We start from the raw sequence: 20,772 nt of genomic DNA, 5'->3' as shown, positions 1-20,772 counted from the left end.
GAACGTCTGAGCAAACTCAAAGCATCTCATCATTCTCTGTGCTATACTTTGTGAGGCAAGTCAAATACCGGAAAGGGTGGAAGGAAAATGGAATATGTTACATTAAATAATGGACTAACGATGCCGCAGCTTGGTTTTGGAGTATGGCAGGTAGGCGAAGATGAAGTCGTTCCAGCTGTAAAAAAAGCGCTGGAGACCGGTTATCGATCGATCGACACAGCTGCCGCCTATAAGAACGAAGAAGGGGTGGGGCAGGCTATTACGGAAAGCGGCATTCCCCGCGAAGAACTTTTTATTACCACGAAAGTGTGGAATGGAGATCAAGGCTATGACAACACCCTGCGGGCTTTTGAAACGAGTATGGAGAAACTCGGGCTTGACTATCTAGACTTATATCTTATTCACTGGCCGACACCAGAATTTGATGACTATGTCGATACTTATAAAGCGATGGAGAAATTATATAACGACGGCAAAATAAAAGCGATCGGGGTCTGCAATTTTGAGGAAGAACACCTTCAGCGTCTGATGGACGAGTGTGACGTGAAGCCGGCGGTCAACCAGGTCGAATGCCATCCATACTTTGCCCAGACCAAAATGAAAAAATTCTGCCGCGATCACAACATTTACGTGGAAGCATGGAGTCCGCTGATGCAGGGAAAAACAGTCCTCGAAGATGAAGCAGTAAGGAATCTTGCCGAAAAACACGGCAAAACTCCTGCCCAGGTGGTGCTCCGCTGGCATCTTCAGAATCAATCTATTGTGATCCCTAAGTCGGTGACACCGTCCCGCATTGAAGAAAACTTTAACGTGTTTGATTTTGAACTAGAAGAGGAAGATATCAAGCAGATAGATAAGCTGGATTGCGGGGATCGGCAGGGTCCTGTCCCAAGCGAAATGAATAAAAGATAAAAAATTTCAGCAAAAGACAGGTATAATTCTGTCTAGTGTTGAAAGAATAGTAGATAGAAAGAATTTAGGAGGGTTTTTATGAACAAAACAGATCTCATTAACCAGGTATCAGAAAAAGCAGAATTAAGCAAGAAGGACACAGAAGCAGCGGTGAACGCCACCCTGGAGGCTATCGAAAATTCTTTGAAGTCCGGAGACAAAGTCCAATTGATCGGTTTTGGCAACTTCGAAATCCGGGAACGGGCAGAACGTGAAGGACGCAATCCGCAAACAGGGGAAACCATGAAAATCCCAGCAAGCAAAGTTCCTGCGTTTAAGCCCGGAAAAGGGTTGAAAGAAGCCGTAAACAAGTAAAAAAGAGATCCAAAGTTTTTACAGCCTGTATAGGTCAGGCGCTCGGGGTTGTCTCAAAAGACAGCCCCCTTTTTTATTGGAGCGGGAGGACATTTATTCCGTTATTTCTTCCATTTATCGCATTTTGGAAAGAGGTTCGGACATTTATTCCTTTATTCCCCCTTTTCCGTGTAAAAAAAGCAGGCCACGGCCCGAATAGCGGAACAGATGTCCGAAAAAGCTGTCGCAGCCCCCTGATTTGGCCATTTAACGGAACAGATGTCCGTAAGGTACTCTTCGTGTCTTCAACTTCGCCTTATAGTATAGTTATTATCAATTCTATCTCGTAATTGATGACAATCTTCTCTATTTTTCCCTCTCGTTCCCGCCTTATTGTTCCTTTTCCGACGTAGGTGATAAACAAGCAGAATGTTTTCCATAGCCCTATTCATTTGGTAAAGTAGGTTATACAAAGCTCATCGGAGGCTTTGTGATGAATAATAGTACACTAATTAAAATTATTATAATTTAGTATTGATTTTTCATTAATAAGTGTTATTATAGATTTGTAGAAAATATTAACGAGGTGATCATGGATGAGCGAAGATAACCGAAGAAATCTTACCACGGGCTCAGGTCAACCGGTTGGTGACAACCAGCATTCCATTACAGCAGGATCAAGGGGACCGACAGTTATTCAGGATGTTCATCTCTTGGAAAAACTTGCCCACTTTAACCGTGAACGTATTCCGGAACGGGTGGTTCATGCCAAAGGTGCCGGGGCACACGGCTATTTTGAAGTAACCAACGATGAAATTTCCAAATACACAAAAGCTGATTTCCTCAGCGAAGCCGGCAAAACAACGCCGATGTTTATCCGTTTCTCTACTGTTGCTGGGGAAGCAGGTTCAGCGGACACGGTGCGTGACCCCCGTGGTTTCGCAGTGAAATTCTACACAGAAGAAGGAAACTATGACCTGGTAGGAAACAATACACCGATCTTTTTTATCCGCGATGCTATTAAATTCCCGGACTTTATTCATACGCAGAAGCGTGATCCGAGAACACACCTGAAAGATCCAAACATGGTGTGGGACTTCTGGTCTCTTTCTCCAGAATCTCTGCATCAGGTTACTTATCTGCATGGGGATCGTGGTCTTCCGGCAACCTACCGCCATATGAACGGCTACGGCAGTCACACCTTTAAATGGGTGAATGAAGACGGGGAAGCGTTCTGGGTGAAATATCACTTTATCAGTGAACAGGGTGTAAAATCTTTGGATCAGGCGACATTTGACAAGATTGCCGGGGAAAATCCGGACTACCATACAGAAGATCTCTTCAATGCGATTGAAGACGGCGACTTCCCGTCTTGGAAGCTTTATGTCCAGATCATTCCGTATGAAGACTACAAGCACCATAAGTGGGATATCTTTGACGTAACCAAGACCGTGCCGAAAGACGAGTATCCACGTATTGAAGTAGGACGGATGGTATTGAACAAGAACCCGGAAAATTATTTCGCAGAAGTAGAGCAGGCTGCGTTTTCTCCGGGACACTTTGTGCCGGGCATTGAAGCTTCCCCGGACAAAATGCTGCAGGGCCGTCTGTTCGCTTATTCTGATGCCCATCGTTACCGCGTTGGAGCCAACCACGAGCAGATTCCGGTCAACCGCCCGGTAAGTGGTGCGAACAACTATCAGCGGGACGGCTTTATGAGAACGGACGGCAATGGCGGCGGATCGGTGAACTACGAGCCTAACAGCTTTGACGGCCCGTCCGAAACCGACCGCGGCAGAATTGATCCGTTCGAAGTCGAAGGCCAGGCAGACAGCGTGAATTACGACAGTGAAGATCATTATACGCAGGCCGGCGACCTCTACCGTTTAATGGCGGATGATGAGAAAGACCGCTTGATTGAAGCCATTGTCGGTGATTTGAAAGCCGTGAAGAAGGATGAGATCAAACTCCGCCAGATCAAGCATTTCTATAAAGCAGATCCGGATTACGGCCGCCGTGTTGCGGAAGGCCTGGGGCTGCAGGTGCCGGAAGAACAGGAAGTCTAAGAAAAGAAGAAACAAAAAAATTCTCGATTTATTCTCCTATTAAAAAATCGGGCATCCGTCCGCAGACGGGTGCTCGATTTGTTTCATCAAACTAAAGAAAAAGGAGGCGGGTGTCTTGAAACGGCCAGTATTCGTATACGGAACCCTACGGAATGGACTCCATAACTATAAGCGCGTACTGGAGGGGCTCACCAAACAGGAAAGAAGCGGTACGATGACAGGACGGCTTTATGCCGCAGATCATGAGCGGTTTCCATGTCTTGTGAAGGAAGGAAATACCGTGATTCAGGGCGAGGTGATGTACATAAAAGAGGACAGGTATGAGAAAGTGCTGCGAGCATTGGATAGGCTGGAGGGCTACGAGGAAGGAAATCCAGCCGACAGTGACTATATTAGAGAGACAGTGACAGTCATAGACGAAACCGGCAGCGAAGTGGAGGCCTACACGTACTTCTGGAATCAACCGATCGGACTCGGGGAGCATATAACGAGCGGGGACTGGCTGACCTGGCTGCAGCAGAAAAGAAAAACAGCCGGCCCCTGATTCCCGCGAAAGTTTCAGCCGCAGAAAGGGGTCGCTCTTCATGAATGATTCTGGAACGGGGAGCCGTGGGAGGACATTACCCACCAAATGTAAGCTATTTCTGTCCTCCAAATCGGTGTTAGCTTCCATTAGCAAAAGGAAAAGGAGAAGCACTGTTCACCATATGCTTTTGAAGAATACAAGAAGAAAAAACGAAATCCTCCCTGTTCCCGTTTTTGTACAAGCACAAGTTTACAAAGAGTTAAGATAAAAAAATAATACCGTACAGCAGTGCGAGGAGAATGACAAAAGCCGGGTGGATCCTGCTTCGTTCAAATAGAAAAAAGCTGCCGACGCCTAAAATTACCGTATGCAGAGCTCCTGCATTAGCGGCGCCGCTCTGGAAGAACTGATAGGCCAGAGCGCCGAGAAGCACTGCTACGGCGGGGCGGATGTACAACGTCATTTTTTTGACACGTGGAGAATCTTTGAATTTGTATAAAAGCCCTAAAAGAAAAACCATCGCCAAAAGGGACGGGGCAACCGTCGCAAAAAGGGCGATCCCGGCTCCGGGGATCCCGGCCGCTTCATAGCCGATATAGCCGGCCATTTTTGTGGCAATCGGGCCGGGAAGGGTGTTGCCAAGCGCAAGAATCTCTCCGAACTGTTCTGTGGTCACCATGCCGTACCGATCCACCACTTCATGCTCGATTAATGGAATCGAAGCCGGGCCTCCGCCGTATCCGACAATTCCCGGTATGAAAAATGCCATAAAAATCTCCCAGTATATCATGCTGAACCCTCCAATAATGGAAATCTATGAGGCACCGGCCGGCTTTTTCCAATACATACATCCAATAATAAGCAGACTGGCTATAAGAAATGCAGGATGAATGTTCAATAGTTCCAGCACCACAATGCTGACAAGCGTAAGTATAATGACAAAAGGCCAGGTGGAGCGTGTTTTTGTACTTTTTAACGTGTTATATGTGAGGGTCAGCATCATAACGCCGACCACCGGAGCAATTGCATTAGTCATCCCTTCTACAATAGGGGAGGAACGAAATGTTAATAGAAACCCAATAAGGAGAATCATAAGAATGACCGTGGGAAGAACAGAGGCGGTCAAGGCACTGAACAGCCCGGTAGTCCCGCCGACGCGGTACCCGATATAGCCGGCCATTTTTGTCATGATAGGACCGGGCAGCGTATTGCCAATCGCGAGAATGTCATAAAATTCTTCATCAGTCATCCAGTCGTTTCCTTCGACGACCTCTTTATGAACCAGTGGAATCGAAGCCGGGCCTCCGCCGTAACCGAAAATCCCAGCCCGGAAAAAACCAAGAAATAAGTTTTTCTGCAGTGTCCAATCCATGGTGTCACCTCTTCTCATTCATTCAGATGCTTGACGGGTGGTTTGTTACACCGGTTTGATGATGATAAACTACCTCTCCCTGATAAAATGTTTGAATAATACGACAGGGGAACGTATGATCTATATATAAGCTCTGCTGATGTTTCGTATAAAGATCCTGAGCCGTAATAGTGTGGGACGTCTCAAGATCTACGACGACCAGGTCAGCTGCTTTTCCGACAGCGGCCTCCCCTTTTGTTTTGTCCAGCTGAAAACGTGCGGCCGGATTGGAGGAAACCCAGGCTGCCACCCTGGAAAGCGGTATCTGATAGCGGAGTGCTGTTTCAATTAAAGCCATCAGAGTAAACTGTCCTCCGTTGATACCGCCCCATGCCGTAAACATATTTGTTGTGTCTTTCAGCTCCGGCGGACAGGGAGAATGATCAGAAGACACTATATCGATCTTTCCGTCCAATAAGTACTGCACCAGCTGCTGCCTTTCTTTTTCTGGACGGAGAGGCGGGGCACATTTGGCTGCCGCGCCTTGGGTCTGCAGCGAGCTGTGGTTGAAAAGCAGGTAATGGGCACATGTCTCAACTGTAATATCCATTCCGTCCTGTTTTGCCTCTTCAATCGTATCAATGGTTTCCGCGTTGCTGATATGGACAAAATGAAGCGGGCACCCGGTGAGTTTGGCAAAATTAATCGCCCGCTGCACGGCTTCGGTCTCTGCCTCTATCGGCCTCGAACCGGCGTAGGCGTCAGCGTCTGTCCCTGTCTGTTCTGCCTGCATATGTTTTATCATGGGGGCGCTTTCTGCATGGAGGGCGAGGAGGCTGCCGAGCTTTGCAATCTGCTTCATCCCCTGCAGCAGTGTTTGATCATCCGCCCGTTCAAATTGGGGGTTCCCGGAAGGTGACATAAAGGCTTTAAAGCCTATAACTCCGTCTGCAAACCCGGCCAGCTCTTCTTCATTACCCGGTACCAGCCCTCCCCATAAACCAAAATCAACGATGGATTTCTGTCCTGCAATTTGTGTTTTTTCGTGAAGTGCCGAAAGCGAGACGGTGGAGGGAATGCCGTTCAGCGGCATGTCAAAATATGTGGTCATTCCGCCGGCTGCCATCATGGCAGAGCCGGTGGAGAATCCTTCCCAGTCTTCCCGCCCTGGTTCATTAAAGTGAACATGCACATCAATGCCTCCTGGAAAAATATAACGGTTTTCTGCATTATATTCTAAGGAGGCTGGGCCATGCAGCCCTTCCCCGATCGCTGCAATACAACCATCCCGGATCCCGATATCTAATTTCTGTACACGGTCCGGCAGTACGACGTATCCGTTTTTAATGAGAGTATCATATTCCTTCATTGTTTCACCATGCTTTCTGCAATAAATCGAAAGTCTTATAGATTCCATCAAAGACGACGGAGCATTGTTACCAGACAGCTGTAGAACCGTCGGTACGTGGTTCGGTTCCACCATAAAGCACATGGGAGTCTGGATCTCTCCAAATCACCTGGCCTCTGCCCATTTCATTGGAATCAGCCGAGATTTCAATATCATGTCCTTTTCGTGTCAGCCCTTCTACAATATGGGAAGGCACAGAGCGCTCCAGGCGTACCGTTTTTCCGCCCATCCACTGCCAGCGCGGTGCATCAAGGGCAGACTGGGGGTTAAGATGGAAGTCGATCATATTCATCCCCACTTGCACATGGCCCTGCGGCTGCATATAGAATCCCATCACCCCAAGGGGTCCAATTGGCTGGTCTTCTTTTGTAATAAATCCTGGAATGATGGTGTGATACGTTTTTTTGTTCGGCTGCAGGAAGTTAGTATGCTGTGTATCCAAAGAAAAACTATTACCGCGGTTTTGGAGCAGGATCCCGGTCTCCGGAACAAGCAGGCCGGAGCCAAAATTGTAGAAATTGCTTTGAATAAAGGAGACCATATTGCCTTCGCCATCAGCGGCGGCGAGGTAGACGGTGCCGCTGTGCTGCGGTTCCCCGGCTTCCGGCACCATGGCTTCCGGGCCGATGTGCTCCCGGCGGTTTGCCGCATAGGTCTCCGACAGTAATTCCTCTGTTTTAACGATCATGTCCCTTGGATCCGTGATATATTTCTCTCCGTCCGCAAAGGCGAGTTTCATTGCTTCAATCTGCTGGTGATAGGTCTCTGTTTGTTCTTTTTCGAAGAATGTGGTTGTTTTTAATAGATTAAGAGCCATCAAGGCAACCATCCCCTGGCCGTTGGGCGGGATTTCCCAAATGTCATATCCTTTATAAGGAACAGATACAGGGGTCACCCACTCCGGCGTATAACGGGCGAGGTCTTCTTTTCGGAGGAAGCCTCCGTATTTTCGTGAAAAAGCATCAATCTGTTCCGCAAGCGTTCCTTGGTAAAAAGCTTCTCCTTTAGAGGAGGCGATCTGTTCCAACGTGTCGGCAAAAGCTTCGGATTTCCACATTTCTCCGGCAGCAGGAATGGTGCCATTGGGCGCAAACGTTTCAAATAGAAACTCGTATTCTACCCCGGAAAGGGTGGATTGAAGATGCTGGATGGCTCTCCGCCAGTTCCTGGCTGTAACCGGGGAAAGTGGAAATCCTTCTCTGGCATAGGATATGGCCGGTTCCAGCAGTTCATGAAAAGGGAGACGCCCAAAACGTTCGGACAGCGAAACCCATGCACTTGGGGCGCCGGGGATGGTCACAGGCAGAAATCCGCGTTCCGGCATTTTCTTGTGCCCCTGCTTTTTTACTTCTTCCGCTGAGAGGCTGTTCGGCGCCGGGCCGCTGGCGTTCAAACCGTACAAAGAATGCTTTGTCCATACAAGTGCGAAGGCATCCCCGCCGATTCCATTCGAGCAGGGCTCTACCACAGTCAGACAGGCTGCTGTTGCGATGGCGGCATCGATCGCATTGCCTCCTTTTTTTAACATATCGAGACCGGCCTGAGAGGCGAGTGGCTGAGAGGTGGTAACCATGCCTTTCATACCGGCAGGCGCCGTTCGCTTTGAAGCATAAGGATACGTTTCCAATTGATCTTTCATGACTAAACCCCTTCTTTCCTCATCTCTTCCTTCTGGTAAAATTGCAGAGCTGTCTGTACCGCTTTTCCAGATGAAATAGCTGCACCGTAATAAGAGAGACTGGCTTCAAGGGCAGCCAGGACGAACAAGACATTCTCTCTACGGCAGCTGTAGCCCATCGTGCCAATACGCCAGATTTTTCCCTGCAGCGGGCCGAAGGAGCTTGCGATCTCAACGCCGAACTGTTGCAGCATCAGGCGGCGCACGGCTTCTCCGTCCACGTGCTCTGGGATTTTTACACAGGTTACCATCGGCAGCTTTGCTTCATGCTCGACATATAAAGAAAGTCCCATTGCCTTCAAACCGGTGAGGAGGGCCTGTTCATGGAAGCGGTGACGGGAATACCTTTCTTCTAATCCTTCTTCAAGTACCACCTTTAATCCTTCATGAAGCGCATAAAGCATGGAAGTCGCCTCGGTGTGATGGTTTAGGCGGCGCGGGCTCCAGTAGTCCTGAAGCTGGCTTAAATCGAAGTAGTTGCTTATGATCGGAGGCTGGTTTCCTTCCGTCTTCTGATCATCAGCGGTCGCGATGCCCCGTTCTACCTTTTTTCGTGCCATCACCACTTTTTCTACTCTTTCATTATAGGTAATAGGTGCCATCCCTGAAGGAACGGAAAGGCATTTTTGGGTTCCTCCAATGGCAGCATCGATGTACCAGTCATCCACATTTACTTCCGTACCGGCAATAGTAGCCACCGCGTCTACAACAAATAAACTGTCCATTTCCCGGCAGGCCTTTCCAATATCCTTTAAGGGCTGTATACAGCCTGTGGACGTTTCCCCGTGTACGACAGCCACAATTTTCGGCCGGATTTTCTTCATTTCCTCGATGATATCCTGTGGGTCAAAAATATGTCCCCATTCACATTCCAGGGTAAAAATTTCCGCCCCATACCGTTCCGCTATTTCCATGAACAGCTGCCCGAACCGGCCGAAAATCGGAAGGAATACTTTATCCCCTGGTTGAGTCAGGCTGCATAACACGGCTTCGAGGCCAGAGCGGGAGGTGCCGTCAATCGGAAAAGCCCAGTGGTTAGCAGTTCGGAATATTTTGCGGAGGGAGGCCATGACGTCATTCATCATAGCTGTAAAAGAAGGATCAAACTGGCCGAGGATAGGGGCGCTTATGGCCCGCAGCACCCGCGGATCTGCTTCGGCCGGACCTGGTGTCATAATTGTTCGTTTCGCCAAAAGCGGCGGATCAGCATTCATTCTGTTTCCTCCTTCTAGTAGGCCAGTTTATAAAGTAATTCAGTTAACATGTGTATCCCGTTTTCAAGATCCTTCTTGTCGGTGTATTCTTGCGGGGCATGACTGACGCCGTTGTGACTGGGAACAAAAATTAAAGAGGCAGCGCAATATGTTCCGAACATTTGGGCATCATGGCCGGCGCCGCTGATCATGTATTGGGCCGGCAGATGATGATGTCTGCTGAGGTCGAAGGCTGTTTTTGTGATATAAGGATCCATATTAACAGGGGCCGCATCTGTCCACTGCGAAGGTGAAATAGAGACCCCTGTACGAACTGAGATTTCGTGAAAATGTTCAAACATGTGCGAACAATATGCATCAAGCACTTCCGTCCGGTGATGACGGATATCAAGGGAAAACATGACTTCTCCCGCAATAACATTTGGGGTGTTTGGCCTTGCTTCTATTTTTCCAACGGTAGCAACCAGGTGGGGGTCTATCTCTCTGGCTTTTGCGGTCAGCCATTGTATCAGTCCTGACGCCGTATGCATGGCATCCCTGCGGAAACTCATCGGCGTGGTCCCGGCATGATTGCTTTCTCCGTTGACGTAAATATTGTACCTTCTCTGTCCGACAATACTTTCCACAATACCGAGAGAGCTTCCGCTTTTCTCCAGCACATGTCCCTGTTCAATGTGAAGCTCGATGAAACTTTCGATATCGTTTCTTTGCGGGGAAGGATACACCCCTTTTCCAAAGCCGGCCCGGTGCATAGCCTCTGTTAGAGACATTCCTTCCTTATCCAGGAGTTCATCTGTGTTTATTTCAGTGTATTTTCCGGTGATATTGCCCGACCCCCAAAAGGTAAGGGGAAATCGGCTGCCTTCTTCTTCGCATAAAGAGACCACATCTATCCTCTTTTTAGGCGGTCCGTACTCGTTTAGAAGATGATGAACGGCAAGCAGGCTTGCGGTAATTCCATAGGTTCCATCATATTTTCCTCCATTAACGACGGAATCAATATGGGAGCCTGTAACAATAGCCGCGTCGTCCGCTTCCGTTCCTTCTACTCTTCCATACAAATTGCCAACGTCATCGAAGAAGGGAGAGAGACCGCTGCTTTTCAATTTATCATATATCGCATGCTGCGCCTTGAGCCAGCTGTCCGAGTACAGCAAGCGGGTGGTCCCCTTCTCTTTGGTGCGGCCGAAGGTGAACAACCAGTCAATCAGGGGCAGCACCTGATTGTCTGGTAAAAAAGATAAGCTTGAATCCGTGCTCATGGGGGTCCTCCTTCTGTTTTATGTAAACTTTCTTCACAATATCTCTTTGTGTTCTAGATTTTACTGGTAATATAACACTAAATCATTAGCAGAAATGTCATTTTTTTTAATAGTTTTTGTTTACTCTGACTAAATAAAAGGAGGGATCCTCTTGAACCTGGAGGATATTTTACAATTGCAGGTGTTTGAGGATGCTGTGTTGGCTGCAGGAGTGGATGGGAAAAAGCGGGAAGTCCAGCACATCAATATGATGGATGCCCCTGATATTGTGGATTTTTTAAAGAAAGATGAATTGCTTGTGACAACCGCTTATCATTTTAAGGATGACACGTCTCTGCTTCTGAATGTCATAGAAAGGATGGCGGAACAGAGATGTTCCGGCCTTGGAATCAAAACAAAACGTTTTTTAAGCCGGATTCCTGAAGAAGCGATAGATCTCGCTGATAAAGTGTCTCTGCCCCTCATTGAACTTCCGGCAGATCTCCGGCTCGGAACTATTGTCAATCAAACTCTTCGTTCGATTTTAAACATGAGGACAAATGAACTGAAAAATGCACTGGAAGCTCACCGCATGTTCACGCATCACATCATGAGTGGAAAAGGGCTGAAAACTCTGCTGCAGCGTGTGGCTTCCATGGTGGAATACCAATGTCTGCTGCTTGATCAGCATTCGAATCTGATATGTTCCTCGCATCCTAATATAGACATCCTCAAGGATATGGAGGTCCTGCATAAAAGCAGTTATAAGCTGTTTCTGCCAAAAACTTCGTATACTTGTTTTACCCTGACCCGAGAAGAAAACCCGCAGGTTGTCACCGTCTTTCCTATTTATACGCATCAGGTGACATGCGGAACCCTTGTGGTTGTCGGCGATGTTCCGATATCGAACAGCGGTGTGATTTTAACAGTGGAACAGGCGGCCAATGTGATTGCGTTTGAATTAATGAAGGAAAATGCACTGAAGCAATACGCCCGCCGGGCCAGGAATGATTTTTTTATAAATGTGGTAGAGGGAAGTTTTTCGTCCAATGAAGAGGTCATTAACCGGGCGAAGGAATTTGACCTGCAGAAAAATCAAAAATATATCGGGGCGGCCGGCAAATTGGATGAGGAGGAAGTAAGCCTCAGTTTTGCCCGGCATCAGATGGAAGCGGACCGTGTCTATGAATTTTTGGAAGGAGAACTGGAGGTTTTTCCGTTCCCGGTCCATTTTTTCATTAAAGGAAACATGTGCTTTATTTTACTCGAAATCGAGGATGTGTCCGGGGATATGTATGATGGGATTGAAGAAGCGCTGGAAGACATGCAGGCGAGCGTGTGGAATCAATTTCAGCGGACGATCTCGTTTGGCATCAGCAATATCAGCCGGCAGTTTCTGGAAGTGAAGGAAGCTTATACGGAAGCAGTGAATGCACTGCAGTCCGGTTATTTATCAGGAAGTACGTCTTTCATACAGGCTTATCAGACGAAAGATATTTCGGAGCTTTTTCGTATTATACCATCGGACGATCTGCAAAAATTCTGCTCGTATACCCTGCAGGCTTTATCGGATGCTTCTTACAGCGATCAGAGCCTGCTTCATACTTTGTCGATCTACCTGGAAACACACTGTCACATCTCCGAGACAGCAAAACGGCTGTATGTGCACCGCAATACGGTCATTTATCGATTGGAAAAAATTGAAGAACTGCTCGGCCAGAATTTGAAGGATCCGGATACAACGCTGCGTCTGCGGCTGGCTCTGCGGATTCAGTCCTCTTTTCAACTATCATAATGGTTATGATAACCAAGAAAAGAGGCTTGTTTTGGATAAATTAAATAATGACAAGTTTTTCTTATCCCCGCTAGTATATTCCTTAAGGTAACGCTATACGTTAACTAAAATAACATACGATCTGCAGAGGGGGCAGCACATGGTAACGATAAAGGAATTAAATGAAATGACCCAGGAAGCGTTCACCAAAACGCTGGGAAGTATTTTTGAACATTCCCCGTGGGTTGCAGAAAATGCATGGGACTACCACCCTTTTGATTCCACAGCGTCTTTGCACCGGACGATGGTAGACATCGTGGAAACAGCAGAGACAGGGGTTAAACTTGAGCTGATCCGGCAGCATCCCCAATTGGGAGCCAAAGATAAAATGAGTTTCACTTCTACGAAAGAACAAAAAGGGGCCGGTTTAAACCAGCTTTCTGACGAGGAATTTGAGCAGTTTGTCAGGCTGAATGAAGCGTATGTCCAGAAGTTTGGATTCCCGTTTATTCTGGCGGTCAAAGGAAAAACAAAACGTGCCGTGTATGAATCCCTGCAGGTAAGGCTTGGCAACGAACGCGACGAAGAATTTCAGACCGCCATGAACGAAATCTATCAGATTGCCCAATTCCGGCTGGAAGATACGATCACCCAATAAGGAGCGGATAGTATGAGTAGAACGATGTCTTATGGGAAAGGAAATGTTTTTGCCTACCGGACCTTTATGGAACCACTGACCGGGGTGATGCAGATTCCGGAATCGACCTTTGCAGGAAAAGATAATACGGTATTCGGACTGCACGTCACTGTCGAGCTTGGCGGGGAGGCTTTCCTCCCTTCGTTTACGGAAGGAGATAACAGTGCGGTGGTGGCGACCGATTCCATGAAGAATTTTATTCAGCGGCATCTAGGGTTATTTTCCGGTAAAACGGCAGAAGGTTTCATTCAATACGTGTCGAAGGCTTTTTTGGAGCACTACCCGCATATTGAATGGATCCAGATGACAGCCGAAGAACTGCCATTTGACGCGGCAGTGTCCGGGGGAAATCCAAGTGAGCTGGTGTTTAACCGGTCGAGAAATGAACGAACCTGTGCCTTTATTGAAATGATAAGGGAGAAAGAGGGCCTTACTATCTCCCGGCAGTACAGTGAAGCCCGGGATGTTCAACTTGTTAAAGTGAAGAATAACTCGTTTGTCGGCTTCATCCGTGATGAATACACAACGCTTCCCGAAGACAGCAACCGCCCTTTGTTTGTATATTTAAATATGGGCTGGAAGTATGAAAACCTGGAAGATGCGTTTGGAGAAAATCCCTCCCGATATGTGGCGGCGGAACAGGTCCGTGATATTGCGAGTACCGTCTTTGAGGAAGTGGCTTCCCCCTCAATTCAGAGTCTTATCTACAGCATTGGACGGCGTGTGCTCGAACGTTTCCCCCAGCTCACAGAAGTAACGTTTGAATCCCAGAACCGCACCTGGGATACCGTCGTGGAAGAAATTAAAGGAAGGGAAGGAAAAGTATATACGGAACCGCGTCTTCCCTTTGGCTTTCAACGTTTGTCCGTCACACGGGATGATTTGTAAGGAGGCACGATAAAGATGAGTGGCCTAACGACCCATATATTAGATTTGACGCACGGCTGTCCGGCTCCCGGGGTGCGTATTGAACTTTTCCAGATGAACAGCGGGCAGCTTGAAAAAATCACAGAAACCAGAACAAATGAGAATGGCCGTGTGGCAGAACCGCTTATTTCGTCAGCCAACATCGAGACCGGAGAATACGAGCTGCTCTTTCACATCGGGACGTATTTTGGAGAAAAAGAGGCTGGCACCACGGAACCACCTTTTCTTGGAAAAGTAGCCGTCCGCTTTGGAATTGCCGAACCGCACGAACACTACCATATTCCTCTTCTTATTTCTCCGTGGGGCTACCAAGTATATAGAGGCAGTTAGAATACGTAAAAAAGGAAGGTATTTGCTTGTCATCTGAAAATAATAGACAAAAGAAGTTCCAGATCTCTCATACTTTATGTCATTTTATTTATATTTAGTGCGATAGCAGCTATTGCCACGTATTTCGTGCCGGCTGGAACGTTTGAGAAAGTGTCTGGTCCGTATGGTAGAACAGCCATTGATCCAGATTCTTACCTGAGAGTCGAATCTGATCCCACAGGAATGGTTGATTTTATGCTGGCTGTCCCTCAAGGTCTGGTAGATGCAGGAGAAGTCGTTTTTTTCACTTTTATCATCGGCGGCCTATTTATGGTTCTTTCTGGAAATTGATATTTCTTATCCTTGCCCAGGCCATTCGGGGATGAGCCCAAGAAGACGCTTCTTTCAGGATGCGTCTTTAAATATGTTTGAAAAATTAAGATATTTTTGTAACATTATTGCAATCATCTCGACTTTAAGGGTAGAAGGTAGAGGAAGACACCAGGAAGAACCATCAGGTTTTAATAAAAAAGGAGGTATGATGTCATGGTGAAAAAACGATTGTATCAGGCGTTGGGAGTGACTGCAGCCCTGGTGGCAGGAGGCTTTCTTTATTCTGCCGTGTTGGGGGGGACTTCTGTCGAAGAAGCAGATTTTGCGGAGGCGCAGTCGACCATGCAGGAAGGAACATTGGTTGTGAAAGGGACAGGAAATGTAAGTGTGGAACCGGACCTGGCGCAGCTCCGCCTGGGAGTGGAGGCTACGGATACTTCCGCGGATGCGGCACAGAACCAAGTCAGTGAACGGATGAACGCTGTCCGTGAACAATTAAGCGCTTACGATATTCCAGATGAAAATATTGAAACGGCCAGTTTCGGGGTTCATACGGATCATAGTCAGGAAGGAGAAGAGCAGTTCCGGGCGCGGCATATTCTTTCTGTGGAATACAGTGATATGGAAAAGGTGGGAGAACTCCTCGACGATGCCGCAGCAGCCGGCGCCAATCAAATTCAGCAGACCCGGTTTACGTTAGAGGATGAGTCTAAAGCAGAACAACAGGCGCTGCAGCAGGCAATCGAAAACACGGCAGCGAAGGCAGAAGCGATGGCGGAAAGTGCCGGTAAATCCAGCGGAGATGTCCTTCAGATAGCAGAAAGCGGCACTCAGATGGATCTTCCGTCCCGGGAGTATGCGCAGGAAGAAGCAGCTGACAGTGCAGGCAATGACGGAACTTCTATTGAAGCCGGCCAGGTGGAAGTGATACAGGAAGTCGACGTCGTCTATCAGCTGAATTAAGGAGCTGGAAGCGGTGGATTCAGCCGTTCTGGAAAGGTTTTTCCTCCCAATCGCCGGGATAACGTAGACCAGGCCCGGTAAAATTGAATTCGAGAAATAGCCTGCTGGAAGATAGGAAATTCCAGCAGGTTTTTTTATTTTTTCTGTCACGGGTCGAGCCTTTGCCGCCTATGCTGAAACTAGGCATTTATAGCAAAGGAGGAAATGACATGCCTATCCTGGAGCAGGGAACATATTTTGTCTACAGTGTCCAGCCCGAGGATACGCTCTACAGCATTGCCAACCGGTTTGGCAGCAACGTCCCGGCGGTTTCCGTAATGAACGCTGTCTATCCGCCGTTTACCGACCCTGGTATGATATACCCGAAGGACCGGCTTATCATTCCGTATCCATACAGCCCGCGTGCCCACGTCTATTATGTGGTACAGCCGGGAGACACGATACAATCGATCGCTCAAAGCTTCGCTGTGTCCACGAAGCGTCTGGTCGAAGCCAATCCTCAGTTGAATAACCCCGATGCTATAGAGGAATTTGAACTGCTTGAAATCCCGTCCCGAATTTATGCTGTCAATACAAGAGACTCTCTCAACAGCATCAGCCGCCAGACAGGGACCCCGGTTCAGCGTACCATCCAGGCGAACCAGGGACGAAGCAGCTTCTCCCCGGATGTGTTGTATCCCGGGTATGGGTTGATTATTCCATAATATCTAACAGAGTCCGATAAAAATCGGACTCTTTATTTTTAGAGAATTAACTTTTTATAATGGTTCTTTCGTTCTATAAATATTATATTAAAAAATGGAACTAGTTAAAAAGTTTTATAAAAAGAAGGGAAATAATATGATCTTATAGAATATATACTATAAATTGATAAATTATGACAAGCTTGTATATTAACTTACAGTTAGTTATGAAATAAGGGGAAGTTAATAATGAAATCAATAGATCATGTAGCTCATGTTCGAGAATCGGATGGACAATTTCAGTTAGTTGAAGAACATCTGTTGGGAGTTCAGAAACTGGCAGAAGTTTATGGTGAAAAAGTTGGGTTAAAGCATCTTTGTGGATTAGCGGGATTATTGCACGATGTTGGAAAATATACTGAAGAATTTCAAATTTATTTACGAGAAGCGATCAATCACCCAGAGAATCCTCCAAAACGGGGAAGTGTTGATCATTCATCGGCAGGCGGGAGGATGTTATTTGAGAGAATACATAATTGTAGACCTAATGATGAATATGAGGGATTAGTGGCAGAAATAGTTAGTAATGCTGTTATCTCACATCATTCTTTTCTACACGATTATTTGACTCCGGAAGTGGAATCTCCTTTCTTAAGAAGAGTATCAGAAAAAGAACTTAATGAATTCGAGGATAGTAAGAGTGCATTTTTTGAGAATGTGATGGATGAAGAAAAATTTTCACAATACATCAAGAATGCTGCCAATGAAGTGAAAGATATCATAAGTCAAACTGAAATCACGAACTTAGGTGAAATTGCAACCTTTTTAAATAAGTATGTTTTTAGTGCACTGGTAGATGCTGATAGAACGAATACCAGGGAATTTGAAGAGAATTTAATTGGCGAGTCATTGAAAGATAATAGAGAGATAATGAGCTCCTTTTACTCCAAGTTGAACGAGAAACTTAACGAGTTTAGCCAACAACCCGAGGCTGGAAATAATATAAATATTTTAAGAGCACAAATGTCTGAGGAATGTGAACAATTTGCAGAAAAGGAATCAGGCATTTACACGTTGTCTATCCCCACTGGTGGAGGAAAAACTCTCGCAGGTCTAAGGTATGCATTAAAACATGCTATGGTGCACAGGAAGCAGCGGATTATCTATGTTGTTCCATTTACTACCATTATTGAGCAGAATGCCCAAGAAGTAAGAAATATATTAAAGGATGACGCTAACGTATTAGAGCATCATTCTAACATAATAGATGACGAGCAGGATGATGAAGCGGAAGACGGACAAATAAACACACGTCAAAAATTAAAGCTTGCTAAAGATAATTGGGATATTCCTATTGTCTTTACAACAATGGTTCAATACTTAAATGCTTTTTACGCAAAAGGATCATCAAACGCCAGAAGGCTTCATAATTTAGCTAATTCCGTCATTATATTTGATGAAGTTCAAAAAGTGCCCTCCCATTGTGTTTCGTTATTTAATTTTTCCTTGAATTTTCTAAAAAATCATGGGCGTTCCAGCATGCTGCTTTGTACTGCTACTCAGCCGGCACTTGATTATGTTGAAAATCAATTAGACATCGAGAAGGATTCAGAGATTGTAAGGGGGCTTGATAAAGTTACAAGAGCGTTTAAAAGAGTAGAAATGGTAGATGAAGCGACAAATAATGCTATAGGAAATGAAGAATTGGCTGGATTAGCAGAAAGAATTATGGAAGATGAAAGAAGTCTGCTGGTTATACTCAATACCAAGTCAGTAGTACGCAACCTATATCAACTGCTGAAAGATCAACTGGATATACCTGTTTATCATTTGAGTACCTCAATGTGTGCTGCCCACCGGAATGAAATATTATCACAAGTAAGAGAGCACCTTGGTAATAAAGAACAAGTGGTTTGTTTGAGTACACAGTTGATTGAAGCGGGTGTTGATGTAGATTTTGATAGTGTTATTCGATCTCTAGCAGGCTTAGATTCGATGGCGCAAGCGGCAGGAAGATGTAACAGAAATGGGAAGTCAGATCAAAAAAAGGTTCACATGATTGATCACAAAGAAGAAAACATCCTTGCAAAATCATCTCCGTTATTTTCTTTTGAACTTAGTATTTTCTTCAATTCTTCATTAGATTCTGCTCTTGATTTCAGACTTTCATATTCATCCAGTTTTCGGTCATCTGATTGTACAAATACACATTCCCCCATATCCATTAACCTATTGCGGATCTTTCGTTTGATAGCAACATCAGATATTTCGCCAAGACCGTCATAGTTTTGACGTGGTCTGTTTCCATTAAGTGGATCCCCGTTTGGATTAGCCTTGTGTACCGTTACAACGACAGCAAAATCAATTTTATGGTCTAATACATTATTCATGAGTTGTTGCCTCCTCTGTTAAATTATTATCTTGTCTTTCTGACTTTTTCTGATAAAGTTCATGACGCTGGCTGTAAAAACCTAAAAGATATTTCCCTGATAAAGGGCGATTATTAAAATCATTAATATCGATCTTTGAAGCAACACTCAATTAACCTATTTAGATCATTAACTTTTTTACCTAGCTTCACTTGATGAGGCTGAATGCTTTCTTGAATCGTAGTCCATGTCCTAGCCGGGTATTTTGAAAATGATTCTAATATAATATTAGAAAGATTATCAGATACAGCCTTCAATTCCTCTTCATTAATCCTCATTGGATGATCACGGATTGTTCTTTCAATAACCCATTTATTATTATATACTTTCCCAATTAGAAAATTTCTGGCTGCCATTGCAGATTCCAAATTTGAATCAGAAATGCGATATTGCTTTTTTCTAAGAACAACATTACCTCTACTCTCGCCTACGACTCTAGCAAGGTATCTGCCTGTCATTGTCATGAAAACGATAGAAATATTTTTATCAGCGCAATACCCCATTAATGCTGGACTTGCCCCGGTATATCCAAAAGCCACAATAGACTCAAGATTATGAAGAGGCATTTTGGCAAGTTTTTGTTTTTCCTTTTGTAAGGAAACATTTTCTTCATCTAATCCCATATAAACGTCAGGCTGAGTTACAAATAGTGTATTTAAAAACTTTTTCATTCATGAATTTTCCTTTCAACGTAACTTCGAACCGTTGATTTATTCATTAATTTAGGGAGGCATACCTCCAGAAAAACCGAGGATCTTGAAGAATTACGGGGATGGGAGGGCCAGGCAGCAACGAATTACAATAAGGTTTTTAATCAATTAATACTTCAGCAGAAAGAACACTTTTATTTTAACGGGCGGAATCGACGCCCTCCCCTGGATAATGTTAATGCGTTGATGTCATTTGCTTATACGTTGCTCGCAAATGATACAGCTGCTGCATTAGAAGGTGTAGGGTTAGATGCCTACGTAGGTTTCTTGCATCGGGAACGTCCGGGGAGGTTTTCTTTAGCATTAGACGTGATGGAAGAGTTACGTGGCTGCTATGCTGATCGTTTTGTCATTTCACTTATTAATCGCAAAATAATCGATCATAATGATTTTTACAAGAAGGAAAATGGAGCTATTATATTACATGATGAAGGTAGAAAGAAATTTCTAAAAGCCTGGCAGAACTGAAAGCAGGAAAAAATCACTCACCCCTATTTAAATGAAAAAACAGAATGGGGATTAGTGCCACATGTACAATCTTTATTACTTGCCAGATATCTTAGAGGAGATTTAGATGAATATCCTCCATTCTTTTGGAAGTAGGTGTCTTCGTGCTAGTATTGATAACGTGTGATGTTCAAACAACAACTATGAGTGGACAGAAACGTCTTCGAAAAGTTGCTAAAGCATGTGAAAGATATGGTCAGCGAGTTCAGAATTCGGTTTGAGTGTATCATTGATCAGACACAGTTTACCATCATCAAATCAGAACTATCAGATATTATTGATCCAGATAAAGATAGTCTTCGGTTTTATAGGTTAGGAGAAAAACATAAAAACAAAGTTGAACATGTTGGTGTAAAAGAGGCAATTGATTTGGAAGACACGTTGATATTTTAAGGTGCGAATAGGAAGTGAACAGAAAAATGCCCGGGTTTTCGCACCGTGAAATTTGTCTTTTGAAGAAACTTTTAACTAAAAAGCTTGGATCATTGGTAGATATAAATGGTCCAGAATGGCATTTTTACATAAATATGGTTTTTATACCTAAATTATGTAAAAAATCGCCGTCGCACTCTCTTGTAGAGTCGCACTCTCTTGTAGAGTGCGTGGATTGAAATAACTCCTTTCGCGTTTTCGTCGAAATATGAATTAAAACTTAACGATATAGGTTGGATACAAATTCAATTCTTTTTTGAATATCCTCTACATTTCCTT

15 protein-coding genes and 6 pseudogenes are annotated in these 20,772 nt (G+C 45.3%); 13 read left to right on the top strand and 8 right to left on the bottom strand.

Annotation, left to right across the window (positions count from 1 at the left end):
• Positions 1 to 87 precede the first annotated feature (87 nt).
• The 4 genes from G475_RS0118650 to G475_RS25660 all read left to right on the top strand — a co-directional run bounded on the left by G475_RS0118650 (position 88) and on the right by G475_RS25660 (position 3,855).
• Positions 88 to 912, top strand: a complete 825-nt coding sequence (locus G475_RS0118650) for an aldo/keto reductase (RefSeq protein WP_026702569.1) — start codon at positions 88 to 90, stop codon at positions 910 to 912.
• Between the two features lie 78 nt (positions 913 to 990).
• Positions 991 to 1,266, top strand: coding sequence for an HU family DNA-binding protein (locus G475_RS0118645; RefSeq protein ID WP_026702568.1), 276 nt, complete (start codon positions 991 to 993; stop codon positions 1,264 to 1,266).
• 575 nt (positions 1,267 to 1,841) lie between these two features.
• Positions 1,842 to 3,311, top strand: coding sequence for a catalase (locus tag G475_RS0118640; protein ID WP_026702567.1), 1,470 nt, complete (start codon positions 1,842 to 1,844; stop codon positions 3,309 to 3,311).
• Between the two features lie 115 nt (positions 3,312 to 3,426).
• A complete protein-coding gene (locus tag G475_RS25660; protein WP_051302699.1) occupies positions 3,427 to 3,855 on the top strand; it encodes a gamma-glutamylcyclotransferase family protein in 429 nt (142 codons plus the stop codon).
• A gap of 241 nt (positions 3,856 to 4,096) precedes the next feature.
• On the opposite strand, the gene G475_RS0118630 is transcribed toward G475_RS25660, so the two are convergent.
• From G475_RS0118630 to G475_RS0118605, 6 genes are all read right to left on the bottom strand, one after another.
• Entirely contained in the window at positions 4,097 to 4,627 is a 531-nt protein-coding gene (locus G475_RS0118630) for a chromate transporter (RefSeq protein ID WP_026702566.1), read from the bottom strand.
• 24 nt (positions 4,628 to 4,651) lie between these two features.
• Complete coding sequence (locus G475_RS25655; RefSeq protein WP_035711900.1) at positions 4,652 to 5,209, bottom strand: chromate transporter; 558 nt, start codon at positions 5,207 to 5,209, stop codon at positions 4,652 to 4,654.
• A 22-nt stretch (positions 5,210 to 5,231) separates the two neighbouring features.
• Entirely contained in the window at positions 5,232 to 6,557 is a 1,326-nt protein-coding gene (allB, locus tag G475_RS25650) for an allantoinase AllB (RefSeq protein WP_035711896.1), read from the bottom strand.
• Positions 6,558 to 6,624: 67 nt separating this feature from the next.
• Entirely contained in the window at positions 6,625 to 8,235 is a 1,611-nt protein-coding gene (locus G475_RS0118615; RefSeq protein WP_026702565.1) for a gamma-glutamyltransferase family protein, read from the bottom strand.
• A gap of 2 nt (positions 8,236 to 8,237) precedes the next feature.
• Positions 8,238 to 9,488: a pyridoxal-phosphate-dependent aminotransferase family protein gene (locus tag G475_RS0118610; RefSeq protein ID WP_026702564.1), complete on the bottom strand. Its 1,251-nt coding sequence runs from the start codon at positions 9,486 to 9,488 to the stop codon at positions 8,238 to 8,240.
• Positions 9,489 to 9,502: 14 nt separating this feature from the next.
• Positions 9,503 to 10,750 (bottom strand): M20 family metallo-hydrolase, encoded by a 1,248-nt coding sequence (locus G475_RS0118605; protein WP_026702563.1) that lies wholly within the window; start codon positions 10,748 to 10,750, stop codon positions 9,503 to 9,505.
• 151 nt (positions 10,751 to 10,901) lie between these two features.
• On the opposite strand from G475_RS0118605, the gene G475_RS0118600 reads away from it, so the two are divergent.
• From G475_RS0118600 to cas3, 7 genes and pseudogenes are all read left to right on the top strand, one after another.
• Positions 10,902 to 12,524 carry a PucR family transcriptional regulator gene (locus G475_RS0118600; protein ID WP_026702562.1) on the top strand — a complete coding sequence of 541 codons (1,623 nt, stop codon included), beginning with the start codon at positions 10,902 to 10,904 and terminating at the stop codon, positions 12,522 to 12,524.
• A gap of 139 nt (positions 12,525 to 12,663) precedes the next feature.
• A pseudogene (pucL, locus tag G475_RS26485) lies at positions 12,664 to 14,088 on the top strand (factor-independent urate hydroxylase).
• 15 nt (positions 14,089 to 14,103) lie between these two features.
• On the top strand, positions 14,104 to 14,457 hold the full coding sequence (gene uraH / locus G475_RS0118585) for a hydroxyisourate hydrolase (RefSeq protein ID WP_026702560.1): 354 nt from the start codon (positions 14,104 to 14,106) through the stop codon (positions 14,455 to 14,457).
• A gap of 126 nt (positions 14,458 to 14,583) precedes the next feature.
• On the top strand, positions 14,584 to 14,787 hold the full coding sequence (locus G475_RS0118580; protein ID WP_026702559.1) for a hypothetical protein: 204 nt from the start codon (positions 14,584 to 14,586) through the stop codon (positions 14,785 to 14,787).
• Between the two features lie 195 nt (positions 14,788 to 14,982).
• Positions 14,983 to 15,732, top strand: coding sequence for an SIMPL domain-containing protein (locus G475_RS0118575; RefSeq protein WP_026702558.1), 750 nt, complete (start codon positions 14,983 to 14,985; stop codon positions 15,730 to 15,732).
• A 209-nt stretch (positions 15,733 to 15,941) separates the two neighbouring features.
• Positions 15,942 to 16,436: a LysM peptidoglycan-binding domain-containing protein gene (locus G475_RS25640; RefSeq protein WP_035711922.1), complete on the top strand. Its 495-nt coding sequence runs from the start codon at positions 15,942 to 15,944 to the stop codon at positions 16,434 to 16,436.
• A 228-nt stretch (positions 16,437 to 16,664) separates the two neighbouring features.
• Positions 16,665 to 18,464: pseudogene (gene cas3, locus G475_RS25635) on the top strand (CRISPR-associated helicase Cas3'); the annotation flags it as partial.
• A 29-nt stretch (positions 18,465 to 18,493) separates the two neighbouring features.
• Here the strand turns inward: cas3 and G475_RS27810 are convergent.
• Positions 18,494 to 18,805: pseudogene (locus G475_RS27810) on the bottom strand (type I CRISPR-associated protein Cas7); the annotation flags it as partial.
• Positions 18,806 to 19,059: 254 nt separating this feature from the next.
• Positions 19,060 to 19,515, bottom strand: a pseudogene (cas1, locus tag G475_RS25630) (CRISPR-associated endonuclease Cas1); the annotation flags it as partial.
• A 69-nt stretch (positions 19,516 to 19,584) separates the two neighbouring features.
• On the opposite strand from cas1 (G475_RS25630), the pseudogene cas1 (G475_RS25625) reads away from it, so the two are divergent.
• A pseudogene (gene cas1 / locus G475_RS25625) lies at positions 19,585 to 20,157 on the top strand (CRISPR-associated endonuclease Cas1); the annotation flags it as partial.
• Positions 20,158 to 20,165: 8 nt separating this feature from the next.
• Positions 20,166 to 20,454: pseudogene (cas2, locus tag G475_RS25620) on the top strand (CRISPR-associated endonuclease Cas2).
• The last annotated feature ends 318 nt before the right edge of the window (positions 20,455 to 20,772 follow it).

It is taken from the genome of Salibacterium aidingense DSM 18341 (assembly GCF_000429685.1).
Taxonomy (GTDB): Bacteria; Bacillota; Bacilli; order Bacillales; family Marinococcaceae; genus Salibacterium; species Salibacterium aidingense.
This window is presented reverse-complemented; position numbering and strand designations above follow the sequence as displayed.

Coding starts and splice junctions, on each gene's coding strand:
- G475_RS0118650 (WP_026702569.1), top strand. CDS start 88: ATGGAATATGTTACATTAAATAATGGACTAACGATGCCGCAGCTTGGT.
- G475_RS0118645 (WP_026702568.1), top strand. CDS start 991: ATGAACAAAACAGATCTCATTAACCAGGTATCAGAAAAAGCAGAATTA.
- G475_RS0118640 (WP_026702567.1), top strand. CDS start 1,842: ATGAGCGAAGATAACCGAAGAAATCTTACCACGGGCTCAGGTCAACCG.
- G475_RS0118630 (WP_026702566.1), bottom strand. CDS start 4,627: ATGATATACTGGGAGATTTTTATGGCATTTTTCATACCGGGAATTGTC.
- G475_RS25655 (WP_035711900.1), bottom strand. CDS start 5,209: ATGGATTGGACACTGCAGAAAAACTTATTTCTTGGTTTTTTCCGGGCT.
- allB (WP_035711896.1), bottom strand. CDS start 6,557: ATGAAGGAATATGATACTCTCATTAAAAACGGATACGTCGTACTGCCG.
- G475_RS0118615 (WP_026702565.1), bottom strand. CDS start 8,235: ATGAAAGATCAATTGGAAACGTATCCTTATGCTTCAAAGCGAACGGCG.
- G475_RS0118610 (WP_026702564.1), bottom strand. CDS start 9,488: ATGAATGCTGATCCGCCGCTTTTGGCGAAACGAACAATTATGACACCA.
- G475_RS0118605 (WP_026702563.1), bottom strand. CDS start 10,750: ATGAGCACGGATTCAAGCTTATCTTTTTTACCAGACAATCAGGTGCTG.
- uraH (WP_026702560.1), top strand. CDS start 14,104: ATGAGTGGCCTAACGACCCATATATTAGATTTGACGCACGGCTGTCCG.
- G475_RS0118575 (WP_026702558.1), top strand. CDS start 14,983: ATGGTGAAAAAACGATTGTATCAGGCGTTGGGAGTGACTGCAGCCCTG.
- G475_RS25640 (WP_035711922.1), top strand. CDS start 15,942: ATGCCTATCCTGGAGCAGGGAACATATTTTGTCTACAGTGTCCAGCCC.